We start from the raw sequence: 15,852 nt of genomic DNA on the forward strand, positions 1-15,852 counted from the left end.
GATTATTCATCATCCGGTATGGTGTCTAGGTCGCGGCCGGTATGATCTTTCAGAAAGATCAGCGCGACCACGACCGCCAATGACCCAATGATGACCGGATACCACAGGCCGAAATAGATATTGCCTGAGCCCGCCACCATCGAGAATGATATGGCGGGCAACAGCCCTCCGAACCAGCCGGTGCCAATGTTATAGGGCAAGCTGAGCGCCGTATAGCGCACATTGGTCGGGAACATCTCCACCAGCATTGACGCCATCGGCCCGTAAAGGGCGGTGGCCCCCAGCGCAAAGACCATCAGCACGGCGAATACACCCCATAGATTAGCCCGCTTCGGGTCGGCTTTTTCAGGGTAACCGGCGGCAATCAGTGCGGCCTTGATCTGAGTGGTGGCCTGAAGCTTAAGGTCGCGCACCTCAGCCGTATCTAAACCAGCACCGGAGCGAATGGCGACCATTTCCGTGCCGACCTGCACGGTCGCGGCCACAGCACCGGGTTCAGAGGCGCGGCTCTGATAGGGCACGCCCAGATTGGACACGATCCCCTTGGCCAGATCACAGGGGGAGGTGAACTGCGCCTTGCCGACCGGGTCAAACTGCACCGAGCAATCGCGCGGATCAGCAAAGATCAGAACCGGGGTCTTTGATATGGCCTGATCCAGCGCCGGATTGGCAAACTTCACCATCAGATGAAAGCCGGGGAAGAAGCTGATCACCGCCACAGCGATGCCGGTGACCATGACTTTTTTACGCCCTATCTTGTCCGACAAAGACCCAAAGAAAATATAGAGCGGCGCGCTCAGCACGGTCATGGCCATCACCAGATAATTGATCGTCGCGGGTTCAAGCCTGACCGTCTTTTCCAGAAAGACCTGAGTGTAGAAAAAGGTGGTGTACCAGACCACGCCCTGCGCGGTCATGAAGGCAAACAGGGCGATCAGAACCTTTTTCAGATTGCTCCATTTGCCAAAGCTTTGACGGAACGGGTCTTTGACGACCGCACCCTTATCGTGCAGGGCCTTGAACGACGGGCTTTCCGCCGTCTTGGTGCGCACATAGACCGAAACCGCCAAAAGGCCGATCGAGATAATGAACGGTATCCGCCAGCCCCAGTCAGCGAACGCTTCTTCGCCGGTGAGGGTACGGGTCAAAAGAATGACCGCCAGGGCCGCAATCAGCCCCAGTCCGGCCGAGGTCTGAATCCAGCTTGTGAACGCGCCGCGCTTATCGGCTGGGGCATGTTCAGCGACATAGATGGCAGCTCCGCCATATTCCCCGCCCATGGCGATACCCTGAACGATGCGCAAAGCCATCAGCAACAGCGGTGCTATGATCCCGGCCTGCTCAAAGGTCGGCAAAAACCCGATCAGAACCGTCGCTATGCCCATGATCAGGATGGTGTATAAGAATGTGCCTTTGCGACCCTTTCGGTCACCGATATGGCCAAAAATCAGCGCCCCGAGCGGACGCGACATAAAGCCGAGCGCAAAGGTCAGCAGCGCCAAAATCATCCCGGCTGTGTCGGACAGGCCGCTGAAAAAGTTTTTTGTGATGATGCTGGTCAGGGTGCCGAAGATGAAGAAATCGTACCATTCAAAGGTCGTACCGGCAGCGGAGGCCGCGACAATAGTTCTGAGTCCTGATTTTTTGCTGCCGTTTTCGGTAGTGGCAGGTGCGGTGTCATGGGCCATATGAACGGTTTTCCCTGATTTTGTTTACCCTGTCTGGCAAACAGGCTCAGCAATGACAAGTGTTTTGTGGCAGGCCCTGTAACACCGGATGATTTCACAGAAACTTCGTGGTAATTTACCTTAAGCCGTGTAAGCTTGGCACGGGATAACAGACGGGGGTTTTGTGATGAAATTTCAAGCTATGACGCGCCGCGCCGAAGGGGTGGACAGCTATGCGTCGGGTAAATCCGTGTCGCCGACCCAGAGCCTGATCAATGTTTTGTCTGGGATATTAAGCCTTTTGGGGGCGGTGGTGCTGATCCTGCTGCTGAAAGAAGGCTCGTTCACTAAGGCCGGGGCCTTTATGGATGTGGGCCTAACCAAAGCGGTCGAGGGGATCGCTATCGTGATCGGTTTTGTACGCGGCCTTATCGGATAGGCACGTCATTTACCATTTTTGGGGTTGTCAGGGGTGCGGCTTGGCCTTATCTCGCCGGTAGTTTCTCTCAGTGACGTAGTTTTTCTCAGTGAAAAGGACACCGCGACATGGTTGACAGCCTCATTGAAAATAACCGCCTGTGGGCGCGCGAAAAAACGCGGGTCGATCCGGATTTCTTTTCGCGGCTGGTGCGCCAGCAGGCGCCGGACTATCTGTGGATTGGCTGCTCGGATAGTCGTGTGCCCGCCAACGAAATCGTCAATCTCGATCCCGGTGAGTTGTTCGTTCACCGCAATGTCGCCAATCTGGCCCCGGCGCAGGACGCCAACTACCTGTCGGTGCTGCAATATGCCGTCCATGTGCTTAAGGTAAAGCATGTGCTGGTCGTCGGCCACTATGGCTGCGGGGGTGTACGGGCGGCTATCGACTCCAAGGATCACGGCCTGATTGATCACTGGCTGTCGCCCATCCGCGATGTCGCCCATGATCATCGTCACGAACTGTCGGCCTTTGACGACGATAGCGCCAAGATCGACCGGCTGTGTGAATTGAACGTCATCGCTCAGGTGCGTAACGTGTCGGTCAATCCGATCATTCACTCAGCCTGGGTACAGGGCCATCAGGTCGCTATTCACGGCTGGGTGTACTCGATCGCCAATGGTCTGGTCACCGATATGAACGTGTCGGTGCGCAGTATGGCCGACCGTCAGCGCCTGTTCGACATCTGATTAGAGCGGAATGATTTTTAATGGAAACATTCCGCTCAAGCCGCCATTGAGGCGGCGGCCAAGGTGGCGAAGCCACCGCCCGGCTAGGGACTGAAACTAAACCAGATCATTATGTTTTGACCTGAAAACATAATGATCTAAATGGCGAATAAATATGGGGTGTAACGGTTTTTCAGGTGAAAGCTGTAAATAACCCATAAAAATAGGGGCCGTGATCACGACGGCCCCGAAATCTTCAGAACTTGTTTAGCACTTTTCGATGTAATGGCCCAAAGCAGCGGATTCGTTACGTGTCGGCTGCGCCATAATATCGGGTGTTGAACAAGGCTTTATGACGCTGAAAACCTTTATCTTCAATGGGTTTAGTGGCCGCGCCAGCGATACGGCGGACGGTTGCCTATGACCGCAGCCCTGGGTCTTGGCTCGGCGCAGTTTGGCACCGACTACGGTATTTCTAACCCGCGCGGCCGGGTGACGGAGGATGAGGTGCGCCACATCCTGCAATATGCCGCCGACTGCAAAATCCTGCCCATAGATGTCGCCTTTTATGATGGTGATGTCGAACGAATCTTAGGCCGTTGCTGGCCGTTTCCGTCCCCGTTCAAGCCGCAAATCCGCACACAAAGCCTTGATAAGGGACTTGACTGGATCGAAGCTCGCCTCAAACGCAGTGTCGACCATATGGGTCTGGCGCGCGCCCATGCGGCTCTGGTCGATTGCCCCGAAGATTTAATGGGTGCCGGTGGTGCCGATCTGTGGCGCCGACTGGAAACCCTGCGCGGCAACGGCATGATCTCCAAAATCGGCATCAGCGCCCATATTGACGATGAACCCCTGCTGCTGGCCAAGCGCTTCAAGCCCGATATCATGCAGGTGCCGGTCTCCATCCTTGACCAGCGTCTGGTCGAAGACGGCACGCTTGAGGCTCTGGCCGACATGGGGGTTGAAGTGCAGGTGCGCTCGGTCTTCACCCAGGGCTTGCTGTTTGTGCCGCGTGAGACCCTGCCCGCCAGCCTGCAGCCGTTCGGGCCGCATCTGTCAAAGCTGCGCCGGATCATGGCTGAGGCCGGGACTGACCCGCTTCATGCCGCCCTGAGCTATGTCATGAACCTCAAAGGGGTATCGACGGTTATCGTCGGTGTCACCTCAGCCGCCGAACTGCGCGCCATTGTGGCCGCCTCTGAGCGCCCCAAGCCTGACCTGCCCTGGGCGAGCTTTGCCCTCACCGAAGACCGCATCCTCGATCCGCGCCTGTGGTTCCTGCCGGACGAAGACCTGCCGCAAAAACCAGCCTCTCAGGTCATCAAAGCCGCCTAGCAGGGTCGCAGACCCTGCACCCGTTTGACCAGAGGTTGCCAACATAAATCCGTATTCGTATATCTCTCCTCCCCTGTTTACGGGGGAGGTGGCGCGGCGCGTTAGCGACGTGACGGAGGGGGCAGACCCCCAGCGGAGTGTTTTGTGCCCGAATTACCCGAAGTTGAAACCGTAAAGCGCGGATTAGCACCGTCTTTGGAAGGTGCCGTGCTGTCGAATGTGCGACTAAACCGGCCAAACCTGCGTTACCCCTTCCCCGATCAGTTTGCTGAGCGCCTGAATGGGGCTACGGTTGTGCGACTGGAGCGGCGGGCGAAATATCTGCTGGCCTATATGGATAGCGAAGATGTGTGGGTGACCCATCTGGGTATGACTGGCCGGTTTCAGGTAACGCCATTGGGGGGCAATGCCGCGAAAGCTTTGGATGGTAATTATTATCATTCGGTCGATACGGGCGCTAAACACCTGCACATGTCGGTAACCGCAAATAAAGATGACCAGACCCATCTGATCGATTATTACGACCCGCGCCGGTTCGGGTTTATGCTGTTGATGACGCCCGATGAGCTTTCTGCCTCGAAATGGTTTCAGGGGTTGGGGGTTGAGCCTCTGGATGGGGCGCTGGATGCGGAATTTTTACTGACACAATTTGCGGGCCGTGCCGCCAATCTCAAGACGCTGCTGATGGCGCAGGGGCTGATCGCGGGTCTTGGCAATATCTATGTCTGTGAGGCGCTATACCGGGCCCGTTTGAGCCCGGACATGGCCGGACGTGACCTGGCCCCAGTTGGTGCAGAGCGTCTGTCGGCGGCGATTAAATCGGTGATTGCGGAGGCCATAGCGGCGGGTGGGTCATCGATCAGCGATTTTGCGGCCACGTCGGGAGAACTGGGCTATTTTCAGCACCGCTTCAAGGTCTATGACCGCAAGGGCCAGCCGTGCCTCACGCAAGGCTGCGCGGGCCTAATTGAGCGCAAAGTCCACACCGGTCGCTCAACCTTTTTTTGTTCGACTTGTCAGAAATGAAGACGTTGCACCGCAAGGCGTATCGGCGGGTGGCCCTGCCACCTGTCCACATGGGGAAGATTTGCAAATTACGTTATTGACCTCAAGCTGGCGTTCGGTTATATCCCGCCCCTCTTGAAATTCTTGTCTTTGAGGGCCGCGTGGCGGCTTTTGCAGGCATTTCGTTTACTCTCGTCCCCAAAGGTGATGAATGGCTAATAATCCCGGCGCCAAGAAGGCGATCCGCAAGATCGCCCGCCGCACTGAAGTTAACAAGGCGCGTCGTTCGCGCGTGCGTACCTTCGTTCGTAAGTTCGAAGAAGCCCTGAGTGCGGGCGACGTGGCTGTGGCCAAGACCGCTTTTGTCGAAGCGCAATCCGAGCTGATGCGTGCGGTGTCTAAGGGCGTGGTTCACAAGAACACCGGCGCTCGCAAGGTGTCGCGTCTGGCGGCAGCCCTGAAGAAGCTGGCGGTTGCCTAACTAAAGATCTGCCGGTGCGGGGTTTATCCCTGATGCGGGCGGCCACTGCTGATTAAGCCTTTCCAGAAGGGCCCGACCGCTTATGCACGGGCCCTTTTGTTATGGCTGATGGGTGTCATTTCAACGCTATTGTGATCTCAGTTTTTCACTTTGTGAGGTGTCGTTAAACCTTCCGAAAGCGTGGAATTGCGTGCGCAAAAACCACTCGGAAAAACCGAAAAATAAATCGTAAAAGATTTATTAAATTCTCTTTGCGGGCGAATAGGTTACCGGAGTCAACAGAAAATTCCGCACTGCTCTGCAAATAGATTCGTTGACCGGGGCGCTGGCTTGATTAAGTTGTAGGTCTCTTCACCCTTTCCATCCCAACACGGATGAATTGGACATTGCACGAGTTATGCTCAGGCAGTGCGGGAGAATCTGTCTCTGGTGTACGGGGCGTTTGCGGTTTTCAGGCCAATAATCTGGGGCGCAAACTCACAAAGCCTTGAGCCCGGAAACAGAGACAATGCAGATTTTATCCCGGTGGTGGGCAGGCAACTGCGCGGCCGGTATGAACGTCTGTGAAAACGGGGCTGACTAAAAAGACGACAGGCATTGATCACCTAAAAGGTTTGGGTGTGCAGGGGAATGTTTGTTGAGATGGCGGGTCTGGCTTAGGTGGCGTGGCTTAAAATTCAGGGTGGTAGAGTTGAGTGTTGGTTTGGGGAATATTGATCGGGGCGATAATAAAATGCCAGGTTTAACAAACTGGTCGCCGATCCTGCCTGAAACGGTATGGTCCAAAGTGGCTTCGGCGCTTCGCCAGGAATTGGGTGACGGGCCTTATAATTCTTACGTAGCGCCGTCGGCGCTGAAGGTCACTATCGACGGTGATCCGGTTCTGGTGACGCCGACAGTATATGCGCGTGACTGGTTTCAGCGTAATGCCCTGCGTCGCATCCATGAGTTATGGGCGCAGTTTGATCCGGAAGGCCGGGTGCTCGATCTGCAATCGCGCATCGACTTCGATACGTGCGAGCGTCAGCGGCAGGCCCAGAAGGCCCTGTCGGAAACCTTAGATGTGGCGAAATCGGCAAGCCGTTCAGAGTCTGACGTGCCTTTGTCGTCGGTGAAGGCAAACGATGCGGCGATCATGGCCGATACCGGTGTCGCAAAATCAAATGAGGTGTCTGGTCATGAGGCCTCGCACGTTCAGGCTCTGGCTCAGGCGCGGGCTGATCTCAACCGCATTGCCGGTTTGCAGGATCGCCTGACCTTTGAAACCTTTGTCGCCGGCCGCGGCAATGAGTTCGCCTACACCATGTCGCGGCAGGTAGCCGGTTGGGGCGATGGTCATTTTAATCCGGTGTTTTTTCATGGCCCCTATGGTTACGGTAAGACCCACCTTCTGAACGCGATTGCCTGGGAAGCTAAGATGCGCCGCCCGGACGCCAAGATTGTCTATCTGACGGCGGAAAAGTTCACCAATACCTTCGTCAAGGCGGTGATGGATCGCTCGCAAAGCGTCTTCAAGGAAGACATCCGCAGCGCCGATTTGCTGCTCATCGATGATGTCCATTTCATCGGCGGCAAGACCTCTTCGCAGGAAGAACTGTTCCATACCCTGACGGCGCTGATCGAAAAGAACCGCCGCGTCGTGTTTACCGCCGATCGTCCGCCCACCCAGCTTACGGAAATCGAGGCACGGCTAAGATCACACTTGTCATCCGGTCTCGTCTGTGCTTTGGACGTGGCCGATCAGGCCTTGAGAATAGGCATCATCGAGCGCAAGCTCGAACAACTGTCGCGTCGTCTGGGATTGTCCCGGATGCCGCATGTCGACGTATTACAATTTATAGCAGACAGCGTACCCGGTTCCATTCGTGAACTCGAAGGGGCGGTGAATACGCTTGCCGCTTCGGCAGGTACGCGTCTGGGGAGTTTGACTTTGGACGAAGCTATGGCCCTGTTGCAACCGAACCTTAAGGTTTCCGTTGAGCGCCGTGTAACTGTTGATGAGATTCAAAAACTGACGGCTGATCATTTCAGCCTGAAACAAGCCGACCTGTTGTCGGAGCGCCGCACGCGCAGCGTGGCCCGTCCGCGTCAGGTGGCGATGTGGCTGTGCAAGCAGCACACCACGCGGTCGTATCCGGACATTGGCCGCCGCTTTGGTGGCCGGGATCATACTACCGTTCTTCATGCGGTGAAGAAGATCGAGGAACTGCTGCAATCGGACGAACAGATCGCCCGCGATGTAGAAGCCCTGACCCGCAAATTGCGTAGCAACTAATCCGGCTAAAACACATATTAAGTTATGGGGTGCGGGGTCTGTGACCCCGCATCTTTTTTTGCCTTTTAGATGCCTTAAGAAGATGTGGGGTCTTAAGACCCCACGCCCCACTATATTGGGCAAATTGACCTTTACGCCGGTAAATTTTACTTCTAATGTCCGCCTCCCGGTACGGCAAAAGGGCTCGCCGGACAGACTGCCAGTAGGACGATAAGATGCAATTGATCATCGAGCGGGGCGCGCTTTTAAAGGCTTTGGGTCACGTACAAAACGTGGTGGAACGCCGCAATACGATCCCCATTCTGTCCAATGTGCTGTTGTCTGCCGAAGGCTCTCAGGTGTCGTTTTCAGCGACCGACCTTGACATGGAAATTGTCGATGTCGCCGAAGCCATTGTCTCCATTCCGGGCCAGATCACCGCACCCGCCCACACCCTTTATGAAATTGTGCGCAAACTGCCGGAAGGCGCTGATGTCGAACTGAAGTTCGCGTCCGGCGAAGACCCGCGCCTGACCGTATCGGCCGGCCGTTCGCGCTTTGCCCTGCCGGTGCTGCCGGCCGGAGATTTCCCGGTCATGTCCGGCGACCACGAAGGTGTGACCTTTCAGGTTCTGAAAGAAGACCTTAAGCGCCTGATCGATAAGACCCGCTTTGCGGTCTCAACCGAAGAAACCCGTTATTATCTCAATGGCCTTTATTTGCACACCCTGACCGAAGAGGGCTCCGGTTATCTGCGTGCGGTCGCCACCGACGGTCACCGTCTGGCGCTGGCGGAAATGCCCGCCCCGGATGGCTCCATGGGTGGCCCCGGCGTGATCGTGCCCCGCAAGACCATCGATCAGGCCCGTCGTCTGCTCGATGATGGTTCCGGCTCGGTCGAAGTGACGGTCAGCCCCGCCAAGATCCGTTTCAACTTCGGTCAGGCGGCCTTGACGTCCAAGATTATCGACGGCTCCTTCCCTGACTATGGCCGCGTGATCCCGAAGAACAACGAAAAGATCATGCGCGTCGATTCCGGCGTCCTGTCCAAGGCTGTTGACCGGGTGTCGACCATTTCCGCCGAAAAGAGCCGCTCGGTTAAGCTGGCCATTGAACCCGGTCGTCTGACCCTGACCGTGCGCAATATCGAAGCCGGTCAGGCCGTCGAAGAGGCCGAGATTGACTACGATAACGACACCATCGAAATCGGCTTCAATGCCCGCTATATCCTTGATGTCATGGGGCAAATCACCGGCGATGTGGTGGAACTGCGTCTGAACGATGCGTCGTCACCGACGCTGGTGATCGATCCGGCTGATCAGGGCGTGCAGTACGTGCTGATGCCGCTCCGAGTCTAGCGGTTAAAAGTCCCTCGCTAACGCTCGGTGTACATTTTAACCGATCCAATAAGGTCAAATCAAAGCTAGGGGCTGCCCTTCGCTTTGATTTGGCTTTTTTGGTTTAGTGGGATAGGTATCCGGCTGTGAAAACCTATATCCACCGCCTGTCCCTGACCGATTTCCGATCCTATACGTCGCTGGATTTTGATCTGGCAGGGCGCAGCGCCTATCTGTTTGGGCCCAACGGCGCGGGCAAAACCAACCTCCTTGAAGCGATCAGCGTCCTGAACCCCGGCCGGGGCTTGCGCGGGGCCGCTCTGGCTGATCTGGGCCGCAAGAACCCGGATGAGGCTAAGGGCCGTCCGTGGGGGGTGGCCGCAAAGCTGATCAGCGAAGACGATGACATCAATATCGGCACCGGCTCTGACCCGCGCGACCTCAATAAACGCGGTGTGCGGTTGGATGGCCAAAGCGTCTCTGCGGCACGGTTGTTGGATCATCTGCGGCTGGTGTGGCTAACGCCTGCGCAGGACCGCATCTTTCTTGAAGCCCGCGCCGAGCGGTTGCGGTTCTTTGACCGGCTGGTGTTCGCCGATGAGCCTGCCCACGCCAGTGTCGTTAATGCCTATGAGAAAGCCTTGCGCGAACGGCTGAAGCTGCTGGTGCACGGCCCTGCCGATGACGGCTGGCTGAGTGTGCTTGAGCAACGGCTGGCCGAATCCGGCGCGCGCATGATCGCGTCACGGCAGCGCGCGCTGGCGGCCTTGCAAGCTGAGATCGAAGACCATCACGGCGCCTTCCCCAAGGCTGATCTGGCCCTGCTGGGGGCCGATAATCCTGATGATCTGCTGGACGGTTATCGTCGTGCCCGCGTCCGTGATGCGGCGGCGGGTCGCTCGCTGTTCGGGCCACACCGCATGGACCTTAGCGTCTTTCACCGCGACAAAAACCGCACCGCCTCGGACTGCTCAACGGGTGAGCAAAAGGCGCTGGTGCTCAACATGATTTTGGCGCAAGGGTCGCGCCTGTCTCGCCGCTCTGACCTGCCCAATCCGGTGCTGCTGCTGGACGAAGTCGCCGCCCACTTAGACCCCGTCCGCAGGGCGGCTTTGTTTGACGAAACCACCCATTTAAGGCTACAAACACTGTTTACGGGAACGGATGGAAATCTGTTTGACGCCTTACGCGGGCGCGCCCTTGGTGTCCGCATAGATGGCGGGCAACTCACGGAATTTGTTGATTAAAGTTTGGAAAAATCATGAGCGACGAACCTATCGATCCTACCCTCGCCGAAGGTGAAGACCAGGTGGCCGCGGAATACGGCGCTGATTCGATTAAGGTGCTCAAAGGACTGGACGCCGTGCGTAAGCGTCCGGGCATGTATATCGGTGATACGGACGATGGTTCGGGCCTGCATCACATGGTCTACGAAGTGGTCGATAACGCGATCGATGAGGCCCTGGCGGGCCACGCCACGCGCGTCGAAGTGATCCTCAATGCCGATGGTTCGTGCACGGTCACCGACGATGGTCGCGGGGTGCCGGTCGATATCCACGAAGGCGAAGGCGTGTCGGCGGCTGAGGTCATCATGACCGAACTTCACGCCGGCGGTAAGTTCGACCAGAACTCCTATAAGGTCTCCGGCGGTCTGCACGGCGTGGGTGTATCGGTGGTGAACGCGCTATCCGACTATCTCGATCTGACCATCTATCGTCAGGGCAAGAAGCACGAGGTTCGCTTTGAACGCGGCGTGACCGTCAGCCCACTGAAAGTCACCGGCGAAGCGCCCCTGCGCGACAACGGCAAGGAATACACCGGCACCGAAGTGACGTTTTTCCCGTCGCTCACGACCTTTGCCTTCATCGAATTTGACCGCAAAACCCTGGAGCACCGTCTCCGCGAACTGGCGTTCCTGAACTCCGGTGTTCATATCCGCTTTGCCGACCTGCGCGAAGCCGAACCCTACGACATCATCCTGCATTATGACGGCGGTATTGTTGAGTTCGTCCGCCATCTCGATAAGGCCAAGTCGCCGATCATCAAGGCGCCGGTCTCGGTGCGCGGCAAACGTGACAAGGTTGAGCTGGATCTGGCGCTGCAATGGAACGACAGCTACCACGAAACCATGCTGTGTTTCACCAATAACATCCCTCAGCGTGACGGCGGCACCCACCTGGCGGCGTTCCGTGGGGCGCTGACGCGGGTGATGACGGCCTATATGGAATCGTCGGGTGCGGCCAAAAAGGAAAAGATCACCGTCACCGGCGAAGATGCCCGCGAAGGCCTGACCTGCGTGCTGTCGGTCAAGGTGCCGGACCCCAAGTTCTCATCGCAAACCAAGGACAAGCTGGTCTCATCTGAGGTGCGTCCGGCGGTCGAAGGGCTGGTCTATGATAAGCTGACCCAGTGGTTTGAAGAAAACCCGGTCGAAGCCAAGCAGATCGTCTCCAAGATCATCGAAGCCGCCTCGGCGCGTGAAGCCGCCCGTAAGGCTCGCGATTTGACCCGCCGTAAATCGGCGCTCGATATCTCGTCCCTTCCGGGAAAGCTGGCCGACTGTCAGGAACGCGATCCGGCCAAATCTGAGATTTTCATCGTCGAAGGTGACTCCGCCGGGGGTTCGGCCAAGCAAGCCCGTAACCGCGAAAATCAGGCCATCCTGCCTCTGCGTGGTAAGGTTCTGAACGTCGAGCGCGCCCGCTTTGATAAGATGCTATCGTCTGAGCAGATCGGCACCCTGATCGTGGCCTTGGGGGCAGGCATTGGCCGCGACGATTTCAATATCGAAAAGCTGCGTTACCACAAGATCATCATCATGACCGATGCTGACGTTGACGGCGCGCACATCCGCACACTTTTGCTGACCTTCTTCTACCGTCAGATGCCCGAAGTCATCCGCAACGGTTACCTCTACATCGCCCAGCCGCCGCTCTATAAGGTCGCCAAGGGTAAGTCGTCGCGCTACCTCAAGGATGACGCTGAACTGGACGCCTTCCTGATCGAAGAAGGTGTGCAGGACGCGACCCTGGAACTGCGCAATGGTGAGCGCGTCATGGGCCTTGATCTCGAAGAACAGGTGCGCACCGCCAAGTCCTTAAAGCAGAGCGTTGATCGTCTGTCGTCGCGCGCCCCAGCCTTTGCCATCGAACAGGCGGCTTTGTCAGGCCTGTTTGGCGCGAACCCCGATATGGCTCAGGCCGCGATCCGCCTTGATCGCCGCAACGAAGACGGCGATGGCCCTTGGTCGGTGGTGATCGGCGAAGGCGGCGGTTATGTATTCTCCCGTATCCGTCGGGGCGTGACGGAGCGGGTCGTTCTGGACGAAGCCATGATGCACTCAGCCGATGCGCGTCGTCTGTCTGAGCGTGCGGAGGCGATTGGCGATCTCTATACCGAAGCCTCAATCTTCCGCCGCAAGGATAAGGTCACTGACATTCGCGGGCCGCTTGATCTGGTGGCGGCGGTGCTGGATGCGGGCCGTAAGGGCCTGTCGATCCAGCGCTATAAAGGCCTTGGCGAAATGAACGCCGAGCAGTTGTGGGAAACCACGCTCGATAAGGACGTGCGCACATTGCTGCGGGTCGATGCTGAAAACCCCGATCTGGCCGACGATATGTTCAGCCGCCTGATGGGTGATCTGGTCGAACCGCGCCGCGAGTTCATTCAGGAAAACGCCCTCGACGCCGAGGTCGACGCCTAGCAGGGGCACGGCCCCTGCACCCAAAATCTTGGGTTAGCTCATCAACCTGAACCAGTCTCGTATGGTTAGTTGTAAGCGTAGGACTTCATCTTCGGCTAAAGGGCTGCAATGTGCAATCGGGGCTCTTAAAGTATTTAGGTTACCCATCACTCTTTCAACGGCCTTTTTCCCTTTAGAGAATATGCCGCCAAAAATGTCCCAATTGCTGGTGATTATGGCCGCTAACTCACCTAGTGTAGTGTAATCCAGTTCATCATCTGAGCGAGGTGTTACGCCTGCATCTCGTTCCTTGGTAATTCGGCTCGATACTTCACCTTTAATATGAGGCGGTACACGCGGGCTTTCCCACCACTCTTCTGTTTTTTCAACTTCGGATATTGTTTCGGAAATCAATTGTCGGATTGATTTTTCGAGACAATATATGACCTCATAATGTTTGGCCATTAATGCGGCCTCTGTCCGAACCGCAGCTTCAAACTGAGGATAGTACACATCCTCTATGTTTGTTTCTGTAGTCGAGATATGGCCTAATTTTATCGCGTATAAACTCTCTACAGAATTTAAATCATCATTTATTATGTGGTTTCCCATAATAAATGATTTAATCTTGTGCTCGGCATCCATTTATTCAACCTTTAATAGATTTTCGCGCAGGCTTTTGAATATCGCGTTAAAAACTGATTGGTCACTTGTGGCCGGAAGGTTTAAGTTTATTGTATAAGATAGGTTTAGTCCAACCGTTTTTTCTTGTTTAAATTCTTTGGTTTCATTGTAATTTATCGGCAAAACGGGAATTTCTTGTTCCAATTCTTCTGATTCTTCAGCATCAAAAGTTGCCATACTTTTCAAATTTTGAAGGGTGGAAAATATAAGGCTAACTACTTTATTATCTTTATCTAGGCCAGATACTTGTATGATGAGATTTTTCAATTCATGATCTTTTAGATCATAAAAGTATTCATTAGCTGATGAAAGCGCTGAATAACCATTTTTGATGCCTTTTGCTAAGGCTGATCCTCCAGATGATTTATTGCGAAATTGTTTATATAAATCAGTCGGCACTCCATCTGCAGATACAAAGCCGATCTTTTTTAAAAATGGTATGATTGCTTTCCCAGTTCCGCCCTTAATTAAGATTTTTGTGGAGATGAAATCTATATTAACTCTCTCTGGCACACTGGCATTTCTTATGCGCTCTAAAGCAGTTTTGATTGAGCCTGGTGATACTAGATAAGGTAAGTTTTCAGCCATAATAGCCCCGATACATTATGAGTTGTATTTAGAGGCTATGATAAATTCACGATTCTTTGAAGTGATTTGTTCAAAACAAAAAGCCTCAGCATTGCTGCCGAGGCTTAAAGCTAATTGAACCACTCAAAAGTACACTGAGCGTAGCGAAGGACTTTTGAGTGAGGCCACTAGGCCTGCATCGTCCAGCCTTCGACGCCCATAGCCGCCTGCTTAACGGCCTCAGAGCGGGTCGGGTGCGGATGGCAGGTGCGGGCCAGATCTTCGGACGCGCCGCCAAAGGCCATCAGCACGCACGCTTCGCCGATCATTTCCCCGGCTTGCGGCCCAAGGATATGCACGCCGTACACCTTATCGGTCTTGGCATCGGCCAGGAACTTCACGAAGCCGTCGGTCTCATGGTTGATCTTGGCGCGGCTGTTGGCCATGAACGGGAACTTGCCGGTTTTGTACTGCACACCCGCGGCCTTAAGCTGGTCTTCGGTTTTGCCGACCCACGCCACTTCGGGGAAGGTGTAGACGACCGACGGCACCAGATCATAATCGACGTGACCGGCCTTACCGGCGATCAGTTCGATAACGGCGACGGCGTCTTCTTCGGCCTTGTGAGCCAGCATCGGGCCGTGGATCACGTCACCGATGGCCCACACGCCGGGGGCCGAGGTCTTGAAATGATCGGTGGCGATAAAGCCGCGCGCATCGGGCGTGATGCCAACCGTATCAAGGCCCAGACCATTGGTGAACGGGCGACGGCCGATAGCGACCAGAACCACATCGGCTTCCAGGGTTTCGGCATTGCCACCGGCGGCGGCCTCTAAGGTCAGGTTGACACCGGACTTACCGGTCTTGGCCGAGGTGACCTTGGTGCCGAGCTTAAAGGCAAAGCCCTGCTTGGTCAGGATTTTCTGGAACTGGGTGGCGACTTCGGTGTCCATGCCCGGCGTGATGCGGTCGAGGAACTCAACCACGGTCACCTTGGCGCCCAGACGACGCCAGACCGAGCCAAGCTCAAGGCCGATGATGCCAGCACCAACGACGACGAGGTGCTTAGGGACCGCCGGCAGCGACAGGGCGCCGGTGGAATCGACAATCTGCTTTTGGTCAACCGTGACACCCGGCAGCGGCGTTGGCTCAGAGCCGGTGGCGATGACGATGTGCTTGGTGGTCAGTTGCTCGACCTTACCGTCAGCGGCGGTGACCGAAACCTTACCGGCCCCTTCGATCTTACCGAAGCCGACGAAATAGGTGACCTTGTTCTTTTTCATCAGGAATTCGACACCCTTGGTCAGGGCGTTGACGCTGTCCTGTTTGGCCTTCATCATCTGGATGAGGTTGAGCTTGGGCGCGGGGACTTCGATGCCGATATGGGCAAATTCACCGGAGGCGGCTTCGAACAGTTCCGAGGCGTGCAGCAGAGCTTTTGACGGCATACAGCCGACGTTCAGGCAGGTGCCGCCCAGTACGCCGCGCGATTCCACGATCGCCGCTTTCAGGCCCAGTTGTCCGGCGCGCACCGCCGCATTGTAGCCGCCGGGGCCACCGCCGATGATGACTACGTCAAAGTTCGTGTCCGCCATGATAGCTGCCTTTTTTCATATCAAATGGTATCCTTGACCTAGGAGCCTAAGCCCCATGGGTCAAGCCTGTTGGCAGGAAAATCGCATGTTTTTTAG

13 protein-coding genes are annotated in these 15,852 nt (G+C 55.9%); 9 read left to right on the forward strand and 4 right to left on the reverse strand.

Annotated features, from left to right (window positions below):
- Nucleotides 1-2: 2 nt before the first annotated feature.
- Entirely contained in the window at nucleotides 3-1,688 is a 1,686-nt protein-coding gene (locus OVA03_RS11850; protein WP_267524840.1) for an MFS transporter, read from the reverse strand.
- 166 nt (nucleotides 1,689-1,854) lie between these two features.
- On the opposite strand from OVA03_RS11850, the gene OVA03_RS11855 reads away from it, so the two are divergent.
- The 9 genes from OVA03_RS11855 to gyrB all read left to right on the forward strand — a co-directional run bounded on the left by OVA03_RS11855 (nucleotide 1,855) and on the right by gyrB (nucleotide 12,931).
- Complete coding sequence (locus OVA03_RS11855) at nucleotides 1,855-2,106, forward strand: hypothetical protein (protein WP_267524842.1); 252 nt, start codon at nucleotides 1,855-1,857, stop codon at nucleotides 2,104-2,106.
- Nucleotides 2,107-2,213: 107 nt separating this feature from the next.
- Nucleotides 2,214-2,834, forward strand: a complete 621-nt coding sequence (locus OVA03_RS11860) for a carbonic anhydrase (protein ID WP_267524843.1) — start codon at nucleotides 2,214-2,216, stop codon at nucleotides 2,832-2,834.
- Nucleotides 2,835-3,233: 399 nt separating this feature from the next.
- The gene (locus tag OVA03_RS11865; protein WP_267524845.1) at nucleotides 3,234-4,151 is read left to right on the forward strand and encodes an aldo/keto reductase; all 918 of its coding nucleotides are present in this window, start codon (nucleotides 3,234-3,236) and stop codon (nucleotides 4,149-4,151) included.
- Between the two features lie 144 nt (nucleotides 4,152-4,295).
- Nucleotides 4,296-5,177, forward strand: a complete 882-nt coding sequence (gene mutM / locus OVA03_RS11870; RefSeq protein ID WP_267524847.1) for a bifunctional DNA-formamidopyrimidine glycosylase/DNA-(apurinic or apyrimidinic site) lyase — start codon at nucleotides 4,296-4,298, stop codon at nucleotides 5,175-5,177.
- A 190-nt stretch (nucleotides 5,178-5,367) separates the two neighbouring features.
- Nucleotides 5,368-5,637 (forward strand): 30S ribosomal protein S20, encoded by a 270-nt coding sequence (gene rpsT, locus OVA03_RS11875; RefSeq protein WP_189484805.1) that lies wholly within the window; start codon nucleotides 5,368-5,370, stop codon nucleotides 5,635-5,637.
- A 733-nt stretch (nucleotides 5,638-6,370) separates the two neighbouring features.
- Complete coding sequence (dnaA, locus tag OVA03_RS11880) at nucleotides 6,371-7,912, forward strand: chromosomal replication initiator protein DnaA (RefSeq protein WP_267524850.1); 1,542 nt, start codon at nucleotides 6,371-6,373, stop codon at nucleotides 7,910-7,912.
- Between the two features lie 215 nt (nucleotides 7,913-8,127).
- Entirely contained in the window at nucleotides 8,128-9,249 is a 1,122-nt protein-coding gene (gene dnaN / locus OVA03_RS11885; protein WP_267524852.1) for a DNA polymerase III subunit beta, read from the forward strand.
- A 125-nt stretch (nucleotides 9,250-9,374) separates the two neighbouring features.
- A complete protein-coding gene (recF, locus tag OVA03_RS11890; RefSeq protein WP_267524854.1) occupies nucleotides 9,375-10,475 on the forward strand; it encodes a DNA replication/repair protein RecF in 1,101 nt (366 codons plus the stop codon).
- A gap of 14 nt (nucleotides 10,476-10,489) precedes the next feature.
- Nucleotides 10,490-12,931, forward strand: coding sequence for a DNA topoisomerase (ATP-hydrolyzing) subunit B (gene gyrB / locus OVA03_RS11895; protein WP_267524856.1), 2,442 nt, complete (start codon nucleotides 10,490-10,492; stop codon nucleotides 12,929-12,931).
- A 33-nt stretch (nucleotides 12,932-12,964) separates the two neighbouring features.
- Here gyrB and OVA03_RS11900 read toward each other — a convergent pair whose 3' ends face one another.
- The 3 genes from OVA03_RS11900 to lpdA all read right to left on the reverse strand — a co-directional run bounded on the left by OVA03_RS11900 (nucleotide 12,965) and on the right by lpdA (nucleotide 15,756).
- The gene (locus OVA03_RS11900; RefSeq protein ID WP_267524859.1) at nucleotides 12,965-13,555 is read right to left on the reverse strand and encodes a Swt1 family HEPN domain-containing protein; all 591 of its coding nucleotides are present in this window, start codon (nucleotides 13,553-13,555) and stop codon (nucleotides 12,965-12,967) included.
- Nucleotides 13,556-14,182: a DUF5343 domain-containing protein gene (locus OVA03_RS11905; protein WP_267524861.1), complete on the reverse strand. Its 627-nt coding sequence runs from the start codon at nucleotides 14,180-14,182 to the stop codon at nucleotides 13,556-13,558.
- 167 nt (nucleotides 14,183-14,349) lie between these two features.
- Nucleotides 14,350-15,756 (reverse strand): dihydrolipoyl dehydrogenase, encoded by a 1,407-nt coding sequence (gene lpdA / locus OVA03_RS11910; RefSeq protein WP_267524863.1) that lies wholly within the window; start codon nucleotides 15,754-15,756, stop codon nucleotides 14,350-14,352.
- Between the last annotated feature and the right edge of the window lie 96 nt (nucleotides 15,757-15,852).

This window comes from Asticcacaulis sp. SL142, assembly GCF_026625745.1.
In the GTDB taxonomy this organism is placed as follows: Bacteria; Pseudomonadota; Alphaproteobacteria; order Caulobacterales; family Caulobacteraceae; genus Asticcacaulis.